Source organism: Fodinibius halophilus, from assembly GCF_011059105.1.
In the GTDB taxonomy this organism is placed as follows: domain Bacteria; phylum Bacteroidota; class Rhodothermia; order Balneolales; family Balneolaceae; genus Fodinibius; species Fodinibius halophilus.
Genome location: NZ_JAALLS010000004.1, coordinates 134,086 through 150,281, shown reverse-complemented (window position 1 = coordinate 150,281; position 16,196 = coordinate 134,086). Strand labels below are relative to the sequence as shown.

General features: G+C 41.6%; 13 protein-coding genes. 5 read left to right on the top strand and 8 right to left on the bottom strand.

Features of this window, described 5'->3' with window-relative positions:
* Nucleotides 1–43 precede the first annotated feature (43 nt).
* Entirely contained in the window at nt 44–3,223 is a 3,180-nt protein-coding gene (locus tag G3569_RS04945) for a S41 family peptidase (RefSeq protein WP_165266674.1), read from the bottom strand.
* Nucleotides 3,224–3,465: 242 nt separating this feature from the next.
* On the opposite strand from G3569_RS04945, the gene G3569_RS04940 reads away from it, so the two are divergent.
* From G3569_RS04940 to G3569_RS04930, 3 genes are all read left to right on the top strand, one after another.
* On the top strand, nt 3,466–4,986 hold the full coding sequence (locus G3569_RS04940; RefSeq protein WP_165266672.1) for a DUF7282 domain-containing protein: 1,521 nt from the start codon (nt 3,466–3,468) through the stop codon (nt 4,984–4,986).
* 245 nt (nt 4,987–5,231) lie between these two features.
* On the top strand, nt 5,232–5,501 hold the full coding sequence (locus G3569_RS04935) for a DUF6364 family protein (protein ID WP_165266670.1): 270 nt from the start codon (nt 5,232–5,234) through the stop codon (nt 5,499–5,501).
* Nucleotides 5,502–5,921, top strand: a complete 420-nt coding sequence (locus G3569_RS04930; RefSeq protein WP_165266668.1) for a type II toxin-antitoxin system VapC family toxin — start codon at nt 5,502–5,504, stop codon at nt 5,919–5,921. It begins immediately after the preceding gene.
* A 97-nt stretch (nt 5,922–6,018) separates the two neighbouring features.
* Here G3569_RS04930 and G3569_RS04925 read toward each other — a convergent pair whose 3' ends face one another.
* From G3569_RS04925 to G3569_RS04895, 7 genes are all read right to left on the bottom strand, one after another.
* Nucleotides 6,019–6,282, bottom strand: coding sequence for a hypothetical protein (locus tag G3569_RS04925; protein ID WP_165266666.1), 264 nt, complete (start codon nt 6,280–6,282; stop codon nt 6,019–6,021).
* Nucleotides 6,283–6,557: 275 nt separating this feature from the next.
* Nucleotides 6,558–8,738: a PAS domain S-box protein gene (locus G3569_RS04920; protein ID WP_165266664.1), complete on the bottom strand. Its 2,181-nt coding sequence runs from the start codon at nt 8,736–8,738 to the stop codon at nt 6,558–6,560.
* Between the two features lie 110 nt (nt 8,739–8,848).
* Complete coding sequence (locus tag G3569_RS04915; RefSeq protein ID WP_165266662.1) at nt 8,849–9,250, bottom strand: response regulator; 402 nt, start codon at nt 9,248–9,250, stop codon at nt 8,849–8,851.
* 119 nt (nt 9,251–9,369) lie between these two features.
* Complete coding sequence (locus G3569_RS04910; protein ID WP_165266660.1) at nt 9,370–10,023, bottom strand: response regulator transcription factor; 654 nt, start codon at nt 10,021–10,023, stop codon at nt 9,370–9,372.
* 3 nt (nt 10,024–10,026) lie between these two features.
* Nucleotides 10,027–12,831, bottom strand: coding sequence for a sensor histidine kinase (locus tag G3569_RS04905; RefSeq protein ID WP_165266658.1), 2,805 nt, complete (start codon nt 12,829–12,831; stop codon nt 10,027–10,029).
* Nucleotides 12,832–13,022: 191 nt separating this feature from the next.
* Nucleotides 13,023–13,223, bottom strand: a complete 201-nt coding sequence (locus G3569_RS04900; RefSeq protein ID WP_165266656.1) for a YgaP family membrane protein — start codon at nt 13,221–13,223, stop codon at nt 13,023–13,025.
* A 42-nt stretch (nt 13,224–13,265) separates the two neighbouring features.
* A complete protein-coding gene (locus tag G3569_RS04895) occupies nt 13,266–14,069 on the bottom strand; it encodes a GntR family transcriptional regulator (RefSeq protein WP_165266654.1) in 804 nt (267 codons plus the stop codon).
* A 249-nt stretch (nt 14,070–14,318) separates the two neighbouring features.
* Between G3569_RS04895 and G3569_RS04890 the strand changes: the two genes are divergently transcribed.
* Nucleotides 14,319–14,705, top strand: coding sequence for a DUF302 domain-containing protein (locus G3569_RS04890; protein WP_165266652.1), 387 nt, complete (start codon nt 14,319–14,321; stop codon nt 14,703–14,705).
* A gap of 91 nt (nt 14,706–14,796) precedes the next feature.
* Nucleotides 14,797–16,161 carry a TolC family protein gene (locus tag G3569_RS04885; protein ID WP_165266650.1) on the top strand — a complete coding sequence of 455 codons (1,365 nt, stop codon included), beginning with the start codon at nt 14,797–14,799 and terminating at the stop codon, nt 16,159–16,161.
* The last annotated feature ends 35 nt before the right edge of the window (nt 16,162–16,196 follow it).

The window sequence follows — 16,196 nt, the reverse complement described above, 5'->3', positions numbered from 1 at the left end:
CGTATCTACAGACAGCACCTACAAATTGAAATAGGATTAATTATTATTTTTCATTTTTGATCTGGTTCAATAATTCATCAACGGCCCGCTTAAGCTGGGTATCTTCTCTAGTGCGGTAGTTGGGGGCATTATTGAGCTCGATATCGGGGTCAGCCGGCCCTAACTCCATATTCTTGTCCGTTGCTTTTACATACCAGCCCCGGAATGGCAGGCGTACATAGGAACCACCCATCAGCCCGGCACCTCCGGTTGAAATTACAGCTCCAAAGGTAGCCTCGCCCACTAGCGTTCCCAGGTCAAGGTTTTTGAAGGCATGAGAGAAAATTTCGGCGTTTGAGTAGCTATTCTGGTTAGATAGGGTAATGGCGTGCTCGGTCCAGCTGGAAAGGGGCAGCCGTTCTCCAAAAGGATAATGATCGCGAAATTTAGTTTTGTTTTTCTCCAGGTTGGAAGTTGCTCCGCGCGGAATAGTATAAGCATGCTGTTTATACTGCAGCACCGTAAGCAGGTAGTCTGTTGTCCAGCCCCCGCCGTTGTAACGTACATCAATGACGATGCCTTTTTTATCTTCGCCGGCTGCTACTAATTCGCGTTCAAAGCGTTCGAAGCTGGGCCAGTTCATCCCTTCAACATGAATATACCCGAGCTGACCGTCAGAGTACTTGTCGGTAAGTTCTTTTCGTTTCTCGACCCACTGTTCGTACAGTTCGTCACTGAGACTACCGGTAGGTTCAATGACGACTTCGCGCTGTTTGCCCTCACTATTTTCTACCTGCAACAGCGTAGGAGTGTTTACTTTGTCGGTTAGTAGACTATAAAAGTTAGTGGTTTCAGCAACGGATTCTCCATCAACGTGAGTAATGATTTCGCCCGTATTTAGTTTACTTACTTCACGGTCGGCAGGAGCGTTTGGTACTATGCGGTCAATGCGAACACCATTGGATACATCGGTTACTTCTACGCCCAGGAGGCCGGTTCGTACTTCTTGAGTCTCGGCTCGGTCATCCCCATAAAAGCCCATATGGCTGGCGTTAAGTTCGCCAAGCATCATATTCATGACATCTTCAAAATCACGATCAGAAGAAACCTGTTGGGTCCAGACCTTGTAGTGATCATGGAGTTCTCCCCAATCTTGACCGTGAAAATTGGGATCATAGAAATTCACATTGAGCTTTCGCCAAGCTTCTTCGAAAATCTGCTCACGCTGTTTATCATGATTTATCTTCATCTTAGCCTTATGCGGGAGGTTTTCAAGCGTGTTTTTCTCGAGATCATATCGCGCCATTCGTCCGCCGGATTTCATAAAGTAGAGGGCATTCTTTTTGGCATGTAATCTAATGCTATAGGGGCTTTTGCCACCTTCAGTCAGTGCTTTGGTTTTACTGCCATCCCATTTAGCTTGGTATAGGTCGCGGTCGGTATCATCGCCAACAAAATAGAAAGTTTGTCCATCTTTGGAGATAGCCAATCCGGATTCGTCACCGGGCATAGAGGTAACTTGTTTTAGGCGTTTATACAATCCATCAAAATCGATATCTACCGTTATACTATTGGCTTCTTCTTCGGTAACTTCTACAGGTTTTTCACTTTTTTCCCAATCGAGTTCGGTGCGTTGCCAATCTCGCTTGTCAAGCCAGGCAAACCAAACATCATTATCCCCATTGTTTCGGTTTGAAAGAAAAGCGAGCTTGCTTCCGTCGGGACTCCAAACCGGGTTGCGGTCGGGACGAGGATGTTTACTTACATTTACGGGCTCACGTGAATTGTTAACCGGATGGATATATACTTCATGGTTAAAATCCAGATCGGGTCTGGAGTATGCCAGCCATTTATTATCGGGACTCCATGCTACATCGCTGGCCTCGGCCCAGCCGGTATCAAGCAGTGTCGTTTCTTCTCCCAGTTCCGACCGCCCCGATATTTTTGATACTACCAGCTGCCCGCGCCCACGGTTGAAAGCTACTTTTTTACCATCCGGTGATACTACGGGATTTCTTTCGGGAGCTTCGGTAGATGTTAATCTCCTAACAGAAAACTGTAGGCTTTCGAAAAGCTCATTTTTGCCTTTTTGAGAAGGTTGTAATGAGTAAAGATCATATTGCCGGTTACGGTCGCTGGCAAAAATAAGGGTAGAATCATTGAGGAACGTAACATCGCGATCCCGAAAAGCATGGTCCGTGACTTTGACTGATCGCTGTTTGGAAGGGTCGTTATGTTTTACAAAGATCTCTCCCTCAATAACAAAGGCGAGCCAATCTCCACTGGGAGAAACCGCAAACTCTTCGGCATCAGCAGAATATGATTTGCGCTCTATGTTATAAAACCGTTGATCATGGGTAAGGTCAAGTTCCAGGGGTGAGACCGAATCATCAATAAGAGTATAGAGTCCCGTTTTACGTTCAAAGACGATAGTTCCGTTATTACTGACGTCAAAATAACGTACCCCATCACCTTCAAAGTCGGTAAGTTGTTGGGGGCTGCTTCCAAAGGTGCCGTTAGAAGTAAATTTTGTGCGATAGATATTGTGTGTACCACTGCGTTCACTGATAAAGTACAGGGTATTGTTACCGGTAAAGGTGGGATACATATCGTTGCCTTTAAAATCCGTTAGCTGCTGATAGGTGCCGTTTTTAGTGTCATACACCCATAGATCTTTATTGGCCGGACCACGATAGCGTTTGCGATACTCCTTGTTGTATCCCCGAATAAAGACAAGATAGCGCCCATCCGGAGACATAGTAGCCATCATCCCAAAGGCATCGAAAAAGCGATCGGGGGTACCGCCTTCAGCGGATACGGTATGAATTTCGGGCTCCCATTCCACTTGGTTAAATACCCGCTCAGAGGTAAATATAAGGTCATTATCGGGTGTCCAGCCGCTAAGCTCATCAGAGGTTGAATGGTGGGTAAGCCTTTTTAGGTCGTTACCCTTAGCATCCATTACGAAAATATCATCGTTTCCGTGACGATCACTTGTAAAGGCAATGCTGTTGCCGTTATGATTCCATTGAGGTCGTGCTTCGTATGCCTCATGAAGTGTTAGTCTCCATGCTCGACCTCCATCAATCGGTACGGTCCAGATATCCCCTTGATAAGAAAAGGCAATGGTAGAACCATCGGGGCTTATCGTTGGGAATCGGGCAAAGGGTTCATTGGTTTGTGCGAAGGTATCTATAGAACATAAAAATGTTAATACAAGGAGAAGTACTGCCAGCTTTTTCATAAGAACATTAATTGGGTTTAAATGCTAAGACCGAATAGCTCAATTACATTGATGAACAATCTTTTTGTGTACTTCTATTATGTAAGAGATTTGTGAAATAAGCAAGAACACTATCTGTGAAAGGATGTAAAAGGGGGTTTTGAAAAAAAAAGGAGAAAAAATAAATCTGCTACCAAAGTTATTACGTGTATTAGGATAGACAGTTGAAAACTTTCACTAATCACAAGTAAAAATAACAGATTATGTTTTCTACAAAGAAGTTACTCATATATACCGTAATGTTGATGTTGCCGATAATGTCGTGCAGTGACAACGGGACCGGAGACGACACGAATATGGAAGATCCTGCTACCTTATCGGTAGAGAATCAAGGGACCTCGAATGGTAACATGCTAACCATTCCTGAGGCTAAAGTATCAGAATCGGCCTGGGTTGTTATTCATCGATCCAATTCAAGCGGTGATGGCCCGATGGTGCCCGATATCATTGGTAAAGCGATGTTAGAATCCGGAACCAATACCGATGTAGCTATTCAGCTGGAGGAGAGCGTTTCTGATGGCGAGCAGCTATGGGCGATGCTGCATAAAGATACGGGTACACAGGGTGAATATGAATTCACCGGTGGCGATTCGCCAGACCAGCCTATTACCGTAGACGATAAAGTGCTTACCAAGCCCTTTAGTATAAGCCAGACTGATCCCGCGATAATGGCAGATGACCAGGTAAATCAATCGAACAGTGGCGGAACTTTTAATGTAGATGTCGATGCTGCGGAAGAAGGATGGATTGTTATTCACCGCTCTAACAGTGCCGGTGATGGTCCGATGGTACCCGATATCATAGGTAAAGCAGCCGTAGATGCCGGTTCGAATGGAACCGTACAGGTGACGCTTAATGATGGTGAATCGGTAGAAACCGGTGAGAAGCTGTGGCCAATGCTTCACTATGATACCGGAACTGATGGTGAGTACGAGTTTGACGGGCAAAGCGGACTCGATCAGCCGGTACCCAAAGATGGCAGTATTGTACTTACCAGTTTTACTGTACAAGCAAACCAATCTACCCTTACAGCTAGTGATCAAACGGTGATGGATAATTCCATTATGGTAGATGTTGATGCCGATGCTGATGGTTGGGTTGTAGTACACCGAGATGCCGGCTCAGGACCCAATGTTCCGCCTATTATTGGAAAAGCACAGATCGAGAAAGGAATGAATACCGATGTGAAAATTGCATTTGGCGATTCCGTAGTTAGTGATGGCGAACAGTTATGGCCAATGGTGCACTATGACACCGGTACTATTGGCGAGTATGAATTTGACGGACAAAATGGACTCGATGGACCAATGCTGGTAGATGGAAACATACTGATGACGGAGATTACTGTTTCCGGTGCTACACCAAAAGTAGCTGCTAATGCTCAGACGGCCGACAGTGACATCGCTGTTGCCGAGGCTAATGCCAAGCAGCGCGGCTTTGTGGTGATCCACCGTAATACACAAGATAGTAATGGCAATGACGCACCTGATGTATCAGGGATTATTGGAAAAGCCGACACTTATACCGGTACCAATGGCGACGTGATGATAGACCTGAACGACGGTGAAAGTATATCCGCCGGAGAAAAACTCTGGGCGATGTTACATATCGACAGTAATAGTAATGGCACCTACGATTTTGATGCCAATGACAGTAATCCTGATGATCCGCCGGTTACGGATTCTAATGGTAGTATCGTTATGGTCAAATTTACGGTAGAGTAAACATAGCAGTTAAACCCCATCACTGCTGGTTTAGAGGTCCTTCGTTTTGCGGAGGGCCTTTTTTGTTTTTTGAGTTGTGGGTATTGAGATCGTGAGTGATGAAAGTTATCTCTGCGTATGCGGAGGTATTCTGTGTGATAAATAACAGGACAACCAGCTTTAAGTGTTTATGACACTTCTTATCTTGGTTTAGTACGTGTCCATTATTATATTGCACGTATAACAGAAATGAAACGATTTATGTTATGGCTAAGAAAAAACTTACGCTAACTGTTGAGGAAGGAGTAATAAAGCGGGTTAAAAAATATGCTGAAAAGCATGGCACTAGCGTATCTAATTTATTCGAAGATAAGCTAGGTCCAATGGCTGCAAAAGATGAGGATATTGGGTTCACGCCCAAGCCAGGGTCATTAACGGAGAAAATTATTGGAAGTCTTAACCGCTCTGGCAAAGAGCCCGCCGGGGATTATAAAGAAATAGTCACTCAAGAGATCAGAAAAAAATACAGTGAATAAATGGCAAGTAAATATTTAATTGATATTAACGTGTGTTTGGATGCCCTGCTTAAACGAAAAAAGTTTTGGCATGATGCGGGGCTTATATTCCAAGCTGCCGAAGAAGGAAACATACAAGCGGCTGTTTCGGCTGTCTCTTATAGCACTATATTTTATTTTGCAAGATCAGAGTACGGATCAAAAGATGCGATAACCAGGATACGTGCTTTTAGGGAGCTTACACATATATCTACAGTAGATAAGACAATTGTTGATGGTGCTCTGAAATCTGGGTGGAAGGACTTTGAGGATGCAGTACAATATTATTGTGCGATACATAACGACTGCAACGGCATAATTACCAGGAATAGGAAAGACTTTAAGAAAGGAAATAATATATCCATACTATCACCAGCTGAGTTTATTTCTAACCACCTATAAAAACTGCTTGTATCGAGGTTATGCGTGATGCGTAATGGAGGGGTATCTAGGTGTATGATAAATCAGTTGGGATTGATGATCGACCGCTGACGGGTATTTACCACTCTTCCGGATTCCACCACCAATATCCTTCATCTGCAAAATAAAGTCGGGTAAAAAACTTCTTTGGAGCCTTCCGCTTAATTTGCTGGCTCTCAGCCAGTGCTTTGCGAAGTTCTTTCCAGAGCTCCTTATTTTCAGATTGGTCGGCCTCATTCAGCCGCAGAAAGAAATGCTCAATACTATACGGTGATCGTTCATCGGCATTATATGTGCGAATCTGCTCAATTGCATTTTGTAAAAGCTCCTTGTCACTACTCATTATTAGCTTTCAGTCATACCGATTCTTTCTTCATGCCGCCCAAAGTGCAACTCAGTTAGAGTGCTATCTCCATGATAATAAAATCCGCGTATTTGTGCACTTTCTCTATCGATCAATTCCAGCGGGTCTATCTCCACGTGTGCGGAGTCACCCCTGTTACCTTATGGCAGTACTTGTGCCAGTTTGGCAATATAAAAGCAATGTTATTTGCTTTGCCTGTAACAACAGGTCAGCATGAACCTAAGAAAATTAAATTAATTAGCAATATATTTTAATTAGGTTGTCTGGGGTAACCAATTCCTTGCGGGTCCGTTTCCATTTTGCTTGGTGAATATCAGCTCAAACTTTTGATAAGAAGAACTGTTGTTAGGCCAAAGGATCTGCCCATCCAGCTGTTTGGTCAGGGGATTAATAAGCAGGTTGTGCAGTGAATCTTTATGTTTTAGTTGTTCTGGGTCCGAGACAATATCGTAGCCGTCGATGATAAGGTGTACTTGTTTGCCATATTCCCGTAACCGAATACTAATATCGGTGGAGTCGTTCGTATCATCAGAAAATTCACTGAGCAGAGATAACACTTCATTAAGCAACAAGCCACAGGGAATCGATTGGTCAATATTCAGTCGGGTTGATCCTATGTCTGTCTTAAGGTTGATCGTTTTATTGCCATGCTTTTGCTGAATGTTATTGTCAGAAATAAATTCATCAATGAAATTTTGGAAAGGAATACTATTGAACTTCCCATTCTTATATAGCGTCTCATGAATTGAGGAGATGGTCAGGATGCGATTTTTTATATCCTGAAGCTGCTTATTAAACTCCGGATCATCAGAATCATAAACTTGTAACTCTAACAGACTGTTGATTAACGCCAAGTTGTTTTTTACCCGGTGATGAAGTTCAGCCAACAGGGTTTCTTTTTCTTTTAAAGCCTCTTCAATTTTGTTTTGGTACTCTTGCTGCTGCGAGATATCAACATAGAGACCATAAATGGCTATGATTTCACCTTCATGACTGACGGGAACACTTCCTATCAGAACGGGGACTTCTTTGCCATCTTTGGTAGAGCGCACACTTTTAATTTTTAGGGTTTCTCCGTCAAAGGTTGCTTGGGAGACTGCTTGCGCCTCAATCTTTTTGTGGTCGGGAATGACAAGTTCATTAATAGGCTTTTGAAGAACTTCTTCTTCGCTATAGTTGAAAATCTCTTCAAAGCTTTTATTGATACTCTGAACATTATTATCGGCGTCTACTATTGTTATGCCAACAGGAGCATTATCAAAAAGTTGTTGCTGCATGCGTTGGGTCTGCTGGTTCTCTCGCTTAATCCTTTTTTCAGTTGTCATATCCAGAGCAGCACCAACGATATATTTATTGCCATCTTCAATAAATCGCTTGGCACTTATATAGTAATCTCGGACCTCATCATTTTTATTGAGTGCTCGTGTTTCAAGAGTAAGTTCTTCACCGGCCAAACATTTTTCAAGTCCTTGACGAGTTTTAGGTCGTTCATTATCAATTACGAATTCAAGAGCATCCGTATGTTTAAGTTCGTCATCGGTGTATCCCAGGTTGGTCGTCATGTTTTTATTCCAGCGAACAAATTCCCTATCGCTATTGAGTACAAAAAAGGCCCCGGGAATACTATCAAGAATAGATTCAATAAAGTGCTTATTTCTTACCAGGTCACTCTCAATTTTCTTGCGCTGGCTAATATCTTTGAAGCTGACAATAGCTCGAACTTTACCAAGTGGGGTACGGTATGCGCGTGAGGATATTTCAACAGGTATAGCGCTCCCATCTTTATGCAAAAAGGTGGTTTCAAGCTGGTATTCACCTGATTTTTCTCGTTGAGAAAGCGCTTGTTGATACTTCGGATCGGATACATCAACAATATCTTTCCTGGTACAGTTGATTAGTTCCGTATGGTTACGTCCGAGGATTTTACAAGCGGCCGGATTGGCATCAATTATTTTTCCGTCTGTATCAGTGATAAGGATACCATCCAGACTTTGTTCAAATTGTATCTGGTATCTGCTTTGATGCAGCTTTTGACGATGCTCTTTTCCTACGGAAGCACTGACATCTTCATTAATTATTAAATATTGTTGCTTGTCTTGACAAGGCCGAATGGTTTGTTTGAACCAAAAAGTGTTATCTTTATTCTGATCAGGATAAGAGAGGGTAAAAGATTCTTTAGTGCCGTTGATAACTTTTTTAAATCCCAACAGTAACTTGAGAGCATAGTCATTACCATATTCAATAGCTCTTTGCAGGCTATTAAAGTAGTTTTTTCCTTCAGAAGTTCGTGCTATATGGCTTGTATTGTCCCCGAAAGTATCCCAGGAACTATTGGTCTTCAATACCTTCCCTTCGGAATCAATAATAGCAATTTGAGCTACCAGATTATCCAATAATGACGGGTCTAAACGGAGTTCTGAAGGATTGCGATTCATGATGTATGGGATTGTTGACAAATTGTTGAAGGGTATATTTACGAAATTTCAACTGAAACAAAACAGCAGAAAAGCCTAAATTTTTTACCCTTGCAATCACCTATACAACACTAGGTAGATTCCGAGAATATATATCGTTGACCGTCAGCCACTTTTTTTAATGCTTCAATAAGTTTGCCTTCACTTGCACCTACCTGAAGGTAACCGTTTGCCCCCACCTTTAGTAAGGGTTTTATCAAAAATGATTGGCTGTATGAGTCGAAGACAAGGAGGGGAACATCCGGATATGTCGAAGAGATTTTACGAACTACTTTTTTGGAAGGTTTAGAAAAACCGTTCAAATTCACTGATATAACATCATATGAAGCGTTTTTCAGCTTGAGGGGAATTGTGAGGTCTGTAGATCCATTTTTGAAGGTATGGTGTTCTATATGCCACTCCTCAATAGAGTCTAGCATCTCAAAAATTGTATGGGTAATGGAGCCGTCTGGGCCTAATAGCAGAATGTTCATAAGAAACTGTCCGTTGTATCTTAAACCCAATCTACTATTTTTAGGGGAGCAGAAGTATCGCATAATCCACCTAAATTTGATATAGGTGTTTTCGCCTAGTCGCCATCAATAAGAAGGTTCTACTCTAATTCTACGAGATCATGCTTGATCGCGTAGGTGACTAAGCCCGCTGTGTTCTTAGCCCCGGTTTTTTGAAGCAGGTTGCGTCGGTGGGCATCAACGGTACGGATACTGATATGAAACTCGTCAGCAATCTGTTGGTTGGTATATTCTTTAACGATGAGTTCCAGCACTTCATGTTCTCGTTCGGTAATATTAGCAGGATCTCTCTTTTTGTTTGGTCCACTGCTTTTGACAAGATCCATCATGACCCGTTGGGTAGCATCTTCACTAAAGTAGTGGCGCCCGTCAAGAATGGTGGTAATGGCATCTACAAGCTCAGCTTTGTCAGAGCTTTTTAAAATATATCCTGAAGCCCCCGCCTCAATCATATTACGAATGTGCTCATCCTCATCCATCATAGTAAGGGCGAGTATTTTAATATCGGGATACTGTTCTTTAATCTTGTGAGTAGCTTCTATGCCATCCATTTTTGGCATGTTTATATCCATGATGACAAATTGGATATCATAGTCTTCGCAGGCTTGAATGGCTTCTTGGCCATTTTCAGCTTCGGCTATAATGTTGAATCCTATTTCATCTTCCAAGAGTAATCGAATTCCATCACGTACAATATCATGATCATCAACAAGAAGGATATTAATACTACCCATTTTTTATTTGTCAGTTAGTTTGTCAATTTCCGAAAAAGTGATTGTTGTTTTTATGCCTGCACCGGGTTCCGATTCGATATCTAGGGAACCATCCAAGCTGTTTACCCGTGTTTTAATACTTCGCAAACCTAATCCTTGGTCTTCATGTTTGTCGGTAAGCTCAATGCCAATACCGTCATCTTCTATAATTAAACGCAAGAATTCGTCATATCGATTCAAAGAAACAGAGATGTTAGAGCATTGCGCATGACGGACTGCATTAGAAATAATTTCTTGAATAATACGGTAGATATTTACTTCTGCCTTGGGCGAAAGATCAAGTCTGTTTTGGTTGTGTTGAAATTCAAAGTTAATATCAGTGCTTGTTTTAAGATCATTGATCAGGTTTTCAAGTGCTGCAATAAGTCCATAGTCGGCAATAGCTTTGGGCATTAAATTATGTGCAATAGTCCGGGTTTCTGAGAGGGCTTTCGATAAATGAGAAAGCCCGGTATTAAACTGTTGTTCTCGTTTTTTAGGTAGTTGTCCAATTTGGGGTTTAACAGATTGAAAGTTCATATTCGCTGCTACCAGGTACTGGCCCAGCCCATCATGCAGTTCCCGTGCAATACGTTTACGCTCCCGGTCTTCTCCCTCAATAATTGATTGTATGATCTTGTTTTGTAATCGCTTTTGATCGGTGATATCAATAGTTATAGCATCCCACACTATATTTTCTTCCTCATCTTTGTGCGGAATGGCGGTGCCTTTATGCCAACGCGTAGTACCATCAGGTTTAATAATGCGCCCTTCCAGATTCCATTCCGTGAGGCTTTCTGCTGATTCCTGAATAGCTTGTTCTATTTCAGCTAAATCCTCCGGGTGTATATTATTCCATATTAAATCATTATTAGCTTCTATTTTTTCCCGGGAGTAGCCCCATATTTTTTTTGCACCTTTACTGATATATTTAAATTCATCTGTTCCATCAGGATGAAGTATATAGCGATAGACAACCCCCGGGACATTGTTTGTAATGGTCTGGATACGCTCCTTACTTTTTCGAAGCTGTTCTTTTAGTTTTTTCTGCCTGGTAATGTCATTAATAAGGACCAACCGATAGGTATGGTTGTTATAGTTAACATCTGCGGCCGAAACCTTAACATTAATGCGGCTCCCATCTTTTTTAAGGTGAACCCAATTTTCAGAATAGGATGCAACTCCAGTATGCTCTTCGACATCTTTTTTTAATGGTTCTATATCTTCAGGAGGACGAATATCAGCGATCGTCATATTTAAGAACTCCTCTTCGGAGTAGCCATAATGTTTCACCGCAGCTTCATTGACCTCAACAAAAGCCAGGTTTTCGGGATTGAATATCCACATAGGTTCAGGGTTTTTCTTAAACATATGCCGATATTTCTCCTCTGATTGCCGGAGTTGTTGCTCAAGTTTTTTCTGTTCTGTGACGTCAACTACGGTAGAAATCATCAGGTTTTGTTCATACAGAGGAATGGCTTTGTTATCTACGTATTTTACAGTTCTATCTTGGGTAGTGACACGAATCCCCTTCCAGCTCATTTGTTCGGGATTGCCGCTATTTAGATCCGCCATTACCTGTTCGCGCATTTTCTCGCGGTACTGTTCATCTTGATAAACATGGTCAAAAAAACTATCTACATCTTTCAGTACCTCTTTAGGCCAGCCATAGATGTTGCTGAATTGATCGTTAATAAAATTGGTTTCTCCATCGCTGATGGTATTAACAGCTACTCCTATCGGCAGGTTTTGGAGGGTAATTGATATGAAATCATTTTGCGCCTCCATTCTTTGCTGGTATTCTTTTTGTGCATTAATATCGCGTATGGTACTGACAATTTTATCAATCTCCCCCTCTTCATTATATACCAGTGAAACGGTATGATCGGAGAAAAAAACCTCTCCATTTTTCCGTTTCATTTTGAACTCTGTTTTGAAAATTCCTTCTTTGTCAAGGTGTTCCCGACCAAGTTCATTGAACTCCTTGTATGCGGCCTCATTAACATGGAGTTGTCTTGTGGATTTTCCTATTAATTTGCCGGCAGGGTAGCCAAATATTTTTTCAGTACTTTTATTACAGTCAACAATGGTCCAGTTCTCCGGTTCCAGCAGTAGAACGCTTTCTTCCAGGCTTTCGAATATTTTGCGAAGTAATTTTCGTGATTCTCTTACTTTGGCCTGCGATGCTTTTATTTCGGTCATATCAATGCCGATGCCTACCGACGTGTCATCCGTTAACTTTATGTTGGTCCATGAGGTAGGAACCTGTTCGCCCGACTTGGTAGTAAGTGGAAACTCTTGCCAACCCAGGCCGGGGCTGTCCATAAATTCAGCCGCCTCTTTACGGAGGTCGAAGTCAGGAAAACAGGCTTCCATAAAATCGATTTTATTGATTTCATTATTTTTCCATCCGCTTATTTTTTCGAACTCTTCATTGATTCTAAATTCTTCGAGATCAGGATCATATATATTAATCAATACTGGAATTTTCTTGATTAACATATCTGAGAGTTCTTTTTCCAGGGAGAACTTCTCTGATAGTTCTTCAATTTCTTCCTCTTTTGTAGCTAGCTGCCGGTCATGTTTTTTAATAAGATAAAACAGCCCAACTGCAGTCAGCAAGATATATATCCCACCTTTATATGTTTGCATGGTGGAAAGGTATCGGGGATCAGAAATAAATGATTCCAAAATACGATCGGTAAAGGCAATCCAAAGTGTAGCAATAACCACGTAGATTAACGTGATTTTTAACGTTGAAAGAGGTATGTCACTCTGTTGGGTTGCCAAAAATCTCACTTATGGGGTTCTCTACAGTTACTTTAGGTTATATAGTGTATTGATAAAAAATGAATAGGTAAAATTTTTTTAATATTTGTTAAGCCGTAAGGGATAAATATTTTAATCAAAAAGCATGTTTATAATAAAAAAAGCAGGCAAATATTATTTGCCTGCTCAGAAATAAAAGTATTGGTTGTTGGCTAGTCCTTTTTTGTTGAGAGCCCGAATGGGATATACAGCGGGCAGGTGCTAATTAAACTTGTTAATAAAAAGACCAAAGCGAGAACGCCCAGTATCACAGCAGTAGTTCCGGAGATGATATTGGTAAAGTATAATACACCTACCAATAAGGCTAAGAGTGTTCGAATAACGCGATCTAGGGTGCCCATGTTCTTCTTCATAATTGATACCTCTTGTTATTTATTAGAGATTAGGTAAAGTCATTAGTTGCTATCACGAAAAACAGGAGTAAACTCTTTCGAGGCTAAAACTTCGCTATTATCGCCGGTAGATTCTTTATGGCGTTCGGCCATAAGTTCAAATACCATTTTGTCATTTCGATAGAACCGTTTTTGAAAATAAACCGGCTTGTCACCAATAGTGTACGATATTCGATTAATCTGCAATAGGGGTGTTTGTTGATCTACCTGCAGGTGTTGGGCCAATGTTTCATCGGCTAAGGTCGCTTCAATACGATAGCATCCTCTTTCTATGGGGATATCGAACTCTTCTTCCAGGATAGCGAAAATGGTTGTTTGCTCCAGGTCATAGCTTTCAATGAGTTGGCCGTAAAAGACCGGCATCCAGGTTATGTCATAGGCAATGGGCGAATTATCACCAAGACGAACACGCTCAATTTTTACGGCTATCTCTTTATTCTGAATTCCCAGGTATGAGAGTAAATCTTTTTGTCCAGATATATCTTGTTGCTCAAAAGAGATCAGTTTTGAGCTCGGTTTTAATCCCGAGCCGGCCAGTTCTTCGGTGAAATCATTTAAAATGGAAAATGACTGATGGGTGCGCTGATCAGTAACAAAAGAGCCAAGGCCCTGGCAACGATAAATAAGCTGATCGTTTTCCAAAGTTTGTAATGCCCGTCGAACGGTTACTCGACTAACATCGAACTTATTACTGAGTTCATTTTCGGAGGGTAGCTTTTCGTTTTCTTCAAGCGTTCCCCTTTCAATTTGATTCTTAATCCAGTCGCTAATCTGTTTGTGTAACGGAATTCCTTCTTTTAAGTCCATAGGTAGATCTTCTGCAATTTCTTTTGATACTAATCTACTGAATAAAAACTATTCAGACAAATACCTGTTAATACAAGTTGTATTGTGTTGTATTGCTTGAAATAGGGCATTATAGTGTAATTAAGCCGATTTTAAGGCCATATAGATTGTGTATATCGGAAATATTACTAATATGTATTAACTTGTATTGACAAGTAGGGCGGGGGTGGCTATATTGATGCCAGATAAATCAAACCAACCAATACAGTTATGGAATACTTTTACGCAAAGAATATTGACGGATCATTTGAAGAAGCAATTGAAACGATCACAGGACTTCTGCAAGAAGAGGGTTTTGGAATACTTACCGAGATCGATGTGAAGGAAACACTTAAGAAAAAGCTGGATGTGGACTTTAAGAAGTACCGCATCTTGGGTGCTTGCAATCCTGAGTTTGCCCACAAAGCGTTAACTGCCGAAGACAAAATAGGAGTAATGCTTCCTTGTAATGTAATTGTCGAAGAACATGACGACGGTCAAGTAGAGGTGTCGGCTGTTAATCCGGTAGCTTCTATGCAAGCCGTAGAAAATGAGGGGCTACATCCTATTGCGGATCAAGTTCGTTCAAGCTTGCAAAAAGTAATTGATAGGCTGTAGGGGTATCTCCTATTTCGCAATGTAATTAGTTATGGGAACTTGCGATTGCGAATAAGTGGACACAGAAATATTTAACCAACAATAAGTGAAAATGAAAATTCAAAGAATAAATAAAGTCTGGCCGCTCTTTGCAGTACTGTTACTTTTTATTACTCAGTCGGTACTGGCACAGTCTAATGCTAATGATACACCGAATATTCGGGAGATAAATCTTCAGGAAGCGCTTGCCATTACCGAAGAGGCCAGCTTTGAGATTCGAATGGCGGAGGCCGATATGGAGATGGTCCGCTCACAGTATCGGCAGACCAATGCTGTATTTTTGCCGCAGCTTTCTATAGAGGAGACAGGTATCTCAACGAATGATCCGCTGAATGTTTTCGGGTTTAAGTTAAAGCAGGAAGCGGTAACACAGGCCGATTTTAATCCAACACGGCTAAACGACCCCGATGTCTACGATAACTTTACTACTACTTTTAAGGCGCAACAACCGCTTTTTAATGCGGATGCGATTTTTCAGCGCAGGGCGGTTAAAAATCAGTTGGAAGCCGCAAAAAAGCAGATGGAAGGGACTATTCAGCATGTCCGCTACCAAGTGAAAGATACCTATTACCAGCTTCAGTTAATGGAGAAGCAGGATCAGGTTATTACGAAGTCGCTTGAAATGGCACGCGAAAATGAACGTCAGGCCAAGAACTATTACGAACAGGATATGATTAATAAGGCCGATTATTTGGCAGCGAAAGTCCGCGTGTTAGAGCTCAAAAGCAGGCAGTCAAAGGTTCGAGATCAGCGAAAAACCGTACAAGATAATTTTCGCTATTTGCTGAATATCGATGAGGATATCAGGATTGTAGCTACAGACAGCCTGCAGATGCGCCCTGGCATTTCGGATGATATGATTGATCCTGAGAATACAACGAATGCTAAAATTGAGGCTATGAAGTACCGGATGTCGGCTGCGAAAGAGATGCAGCGATCCTCAAAGTTCAATTTTGTCCCCAGTATAAACCTGTTTGGCAGCTACGAATTTAATGATGAAGTGCTCTTCGGTACGCAGGGCGACAGTTATATGATTGGGGCTACGCTAAAGTGGGATCTGTTTAAAGGGTTCAAAAATGTAGGCAAGGTTATGGAATCCAAAGCCCAGTACAAAAAGGCCGAGTTGGCTTACGAAAGTAGTCTTTTCAAGAATAAGATGGAGATTCAGCAGGCCCAACGCTCACTTGGTCAGGCGCAGGAACAACTCAAATTTGCTGAGGCATCAGTAGAGCAGGCAGATGAAGATTTTCGTATCCGGAATAATCGTTATGAGCAGGGGATGGAAAAAACGACTGATCTGCTACAGGCTGAAACCAAGCTGCTCCAAAGTAAACTGCAGCGATTAAATGCACTCTATCAATACAATTTAAGTGTGGCAACATTGGAGTTGCTGCTTGAGCGTGAAATGCCCTACTAATTTTCTCATAAGATTTTAACAACAAAACAAATAGA

Bases quoted from the DNA above. Each gene is read 5' to 3' on its own strand.
- G3569_RS04945 (WP_165266674.1), bottom strand. From the start codon at position 3,223: ATGAAAAAGCTGGCAGTACTTCTCCTTGTATTAACATTTTTATGTTCT.
- G3569_RS04940 (WP_165266672.1), top strand. From the start codon at position 3,466: ATGTTTTCTACAAAGAAGTTACTCATATATACCGTAATGTTGATGTTG.
- G3569_RS04935 (WP_165266670.1), top strand. From the start codon at position 5,232: ATGGCTAAGAAAAAACTTACGCTAACTGTTGAGGAAGGAGTAATAAAG.
- G3569_RS04930 (WP_165266668.1), top strand. From the start codon at position 5,502: ATGGCAAGTAAATATTTAATTGATATTAACGTGTGTTTGGATGCCCTG.
- G3569_RS04925 (WP_165266666.1), bottom strand. From the start codon at position 6,282: ATGAGTAGTGACAAGGAGCTTTTACAAAATGCAATTGAGCAGATTCGC.
- G3569_RS04920 (WP_165266664.1), bottom strand. From the start codon at position 8,738: ATGAATCGCAATCCTTCAGAACTCCGTTTAGACCCGTCATTATTGGAT.
- G3569_RS04915 (WP_165266662.1), bottom strand. From the start codon at position 9,250: ATGAACATTCTGCTATTAGGCCCAGACGGCTCCATTACCCATACAATT.
- G3569_RS04910 (WP_165266660.1), bottom strand. From the start codon at position 10,023: ATGGGTAGTATTAATATCCTTCTTGTTGATGATCATGATATTGTACGT.
- G3569_RS04900 (WP_165266656.1), bottom strand. From the start codon at position 13,223: ATGAAGAAGAACATGGGCACCCTAGATCGCGTTATTCGAACACTCTTA.
- G3569_RS04895 (WP_165266654.1), bottom strand. From the start codon at position 14,069: ATGGACTTAAAAGAAGGAATTCCGTTACACAAACAGATTAGCGACTGG.
- G3569_RS04890 (WP_165266652.1), top strand. From the start codon at position 14,319: ATGGAATACTTTTACGCAAAGAATATTGACGGATCATTTGAAGAAGCA.
- G3569_RS04885 (WP_165266650.1), top strand. From the start codon at position 14,797: ATGAAAATTCAAAGAATAAATAAAGTCTGGCCGCTCTTTGCAGTACTG.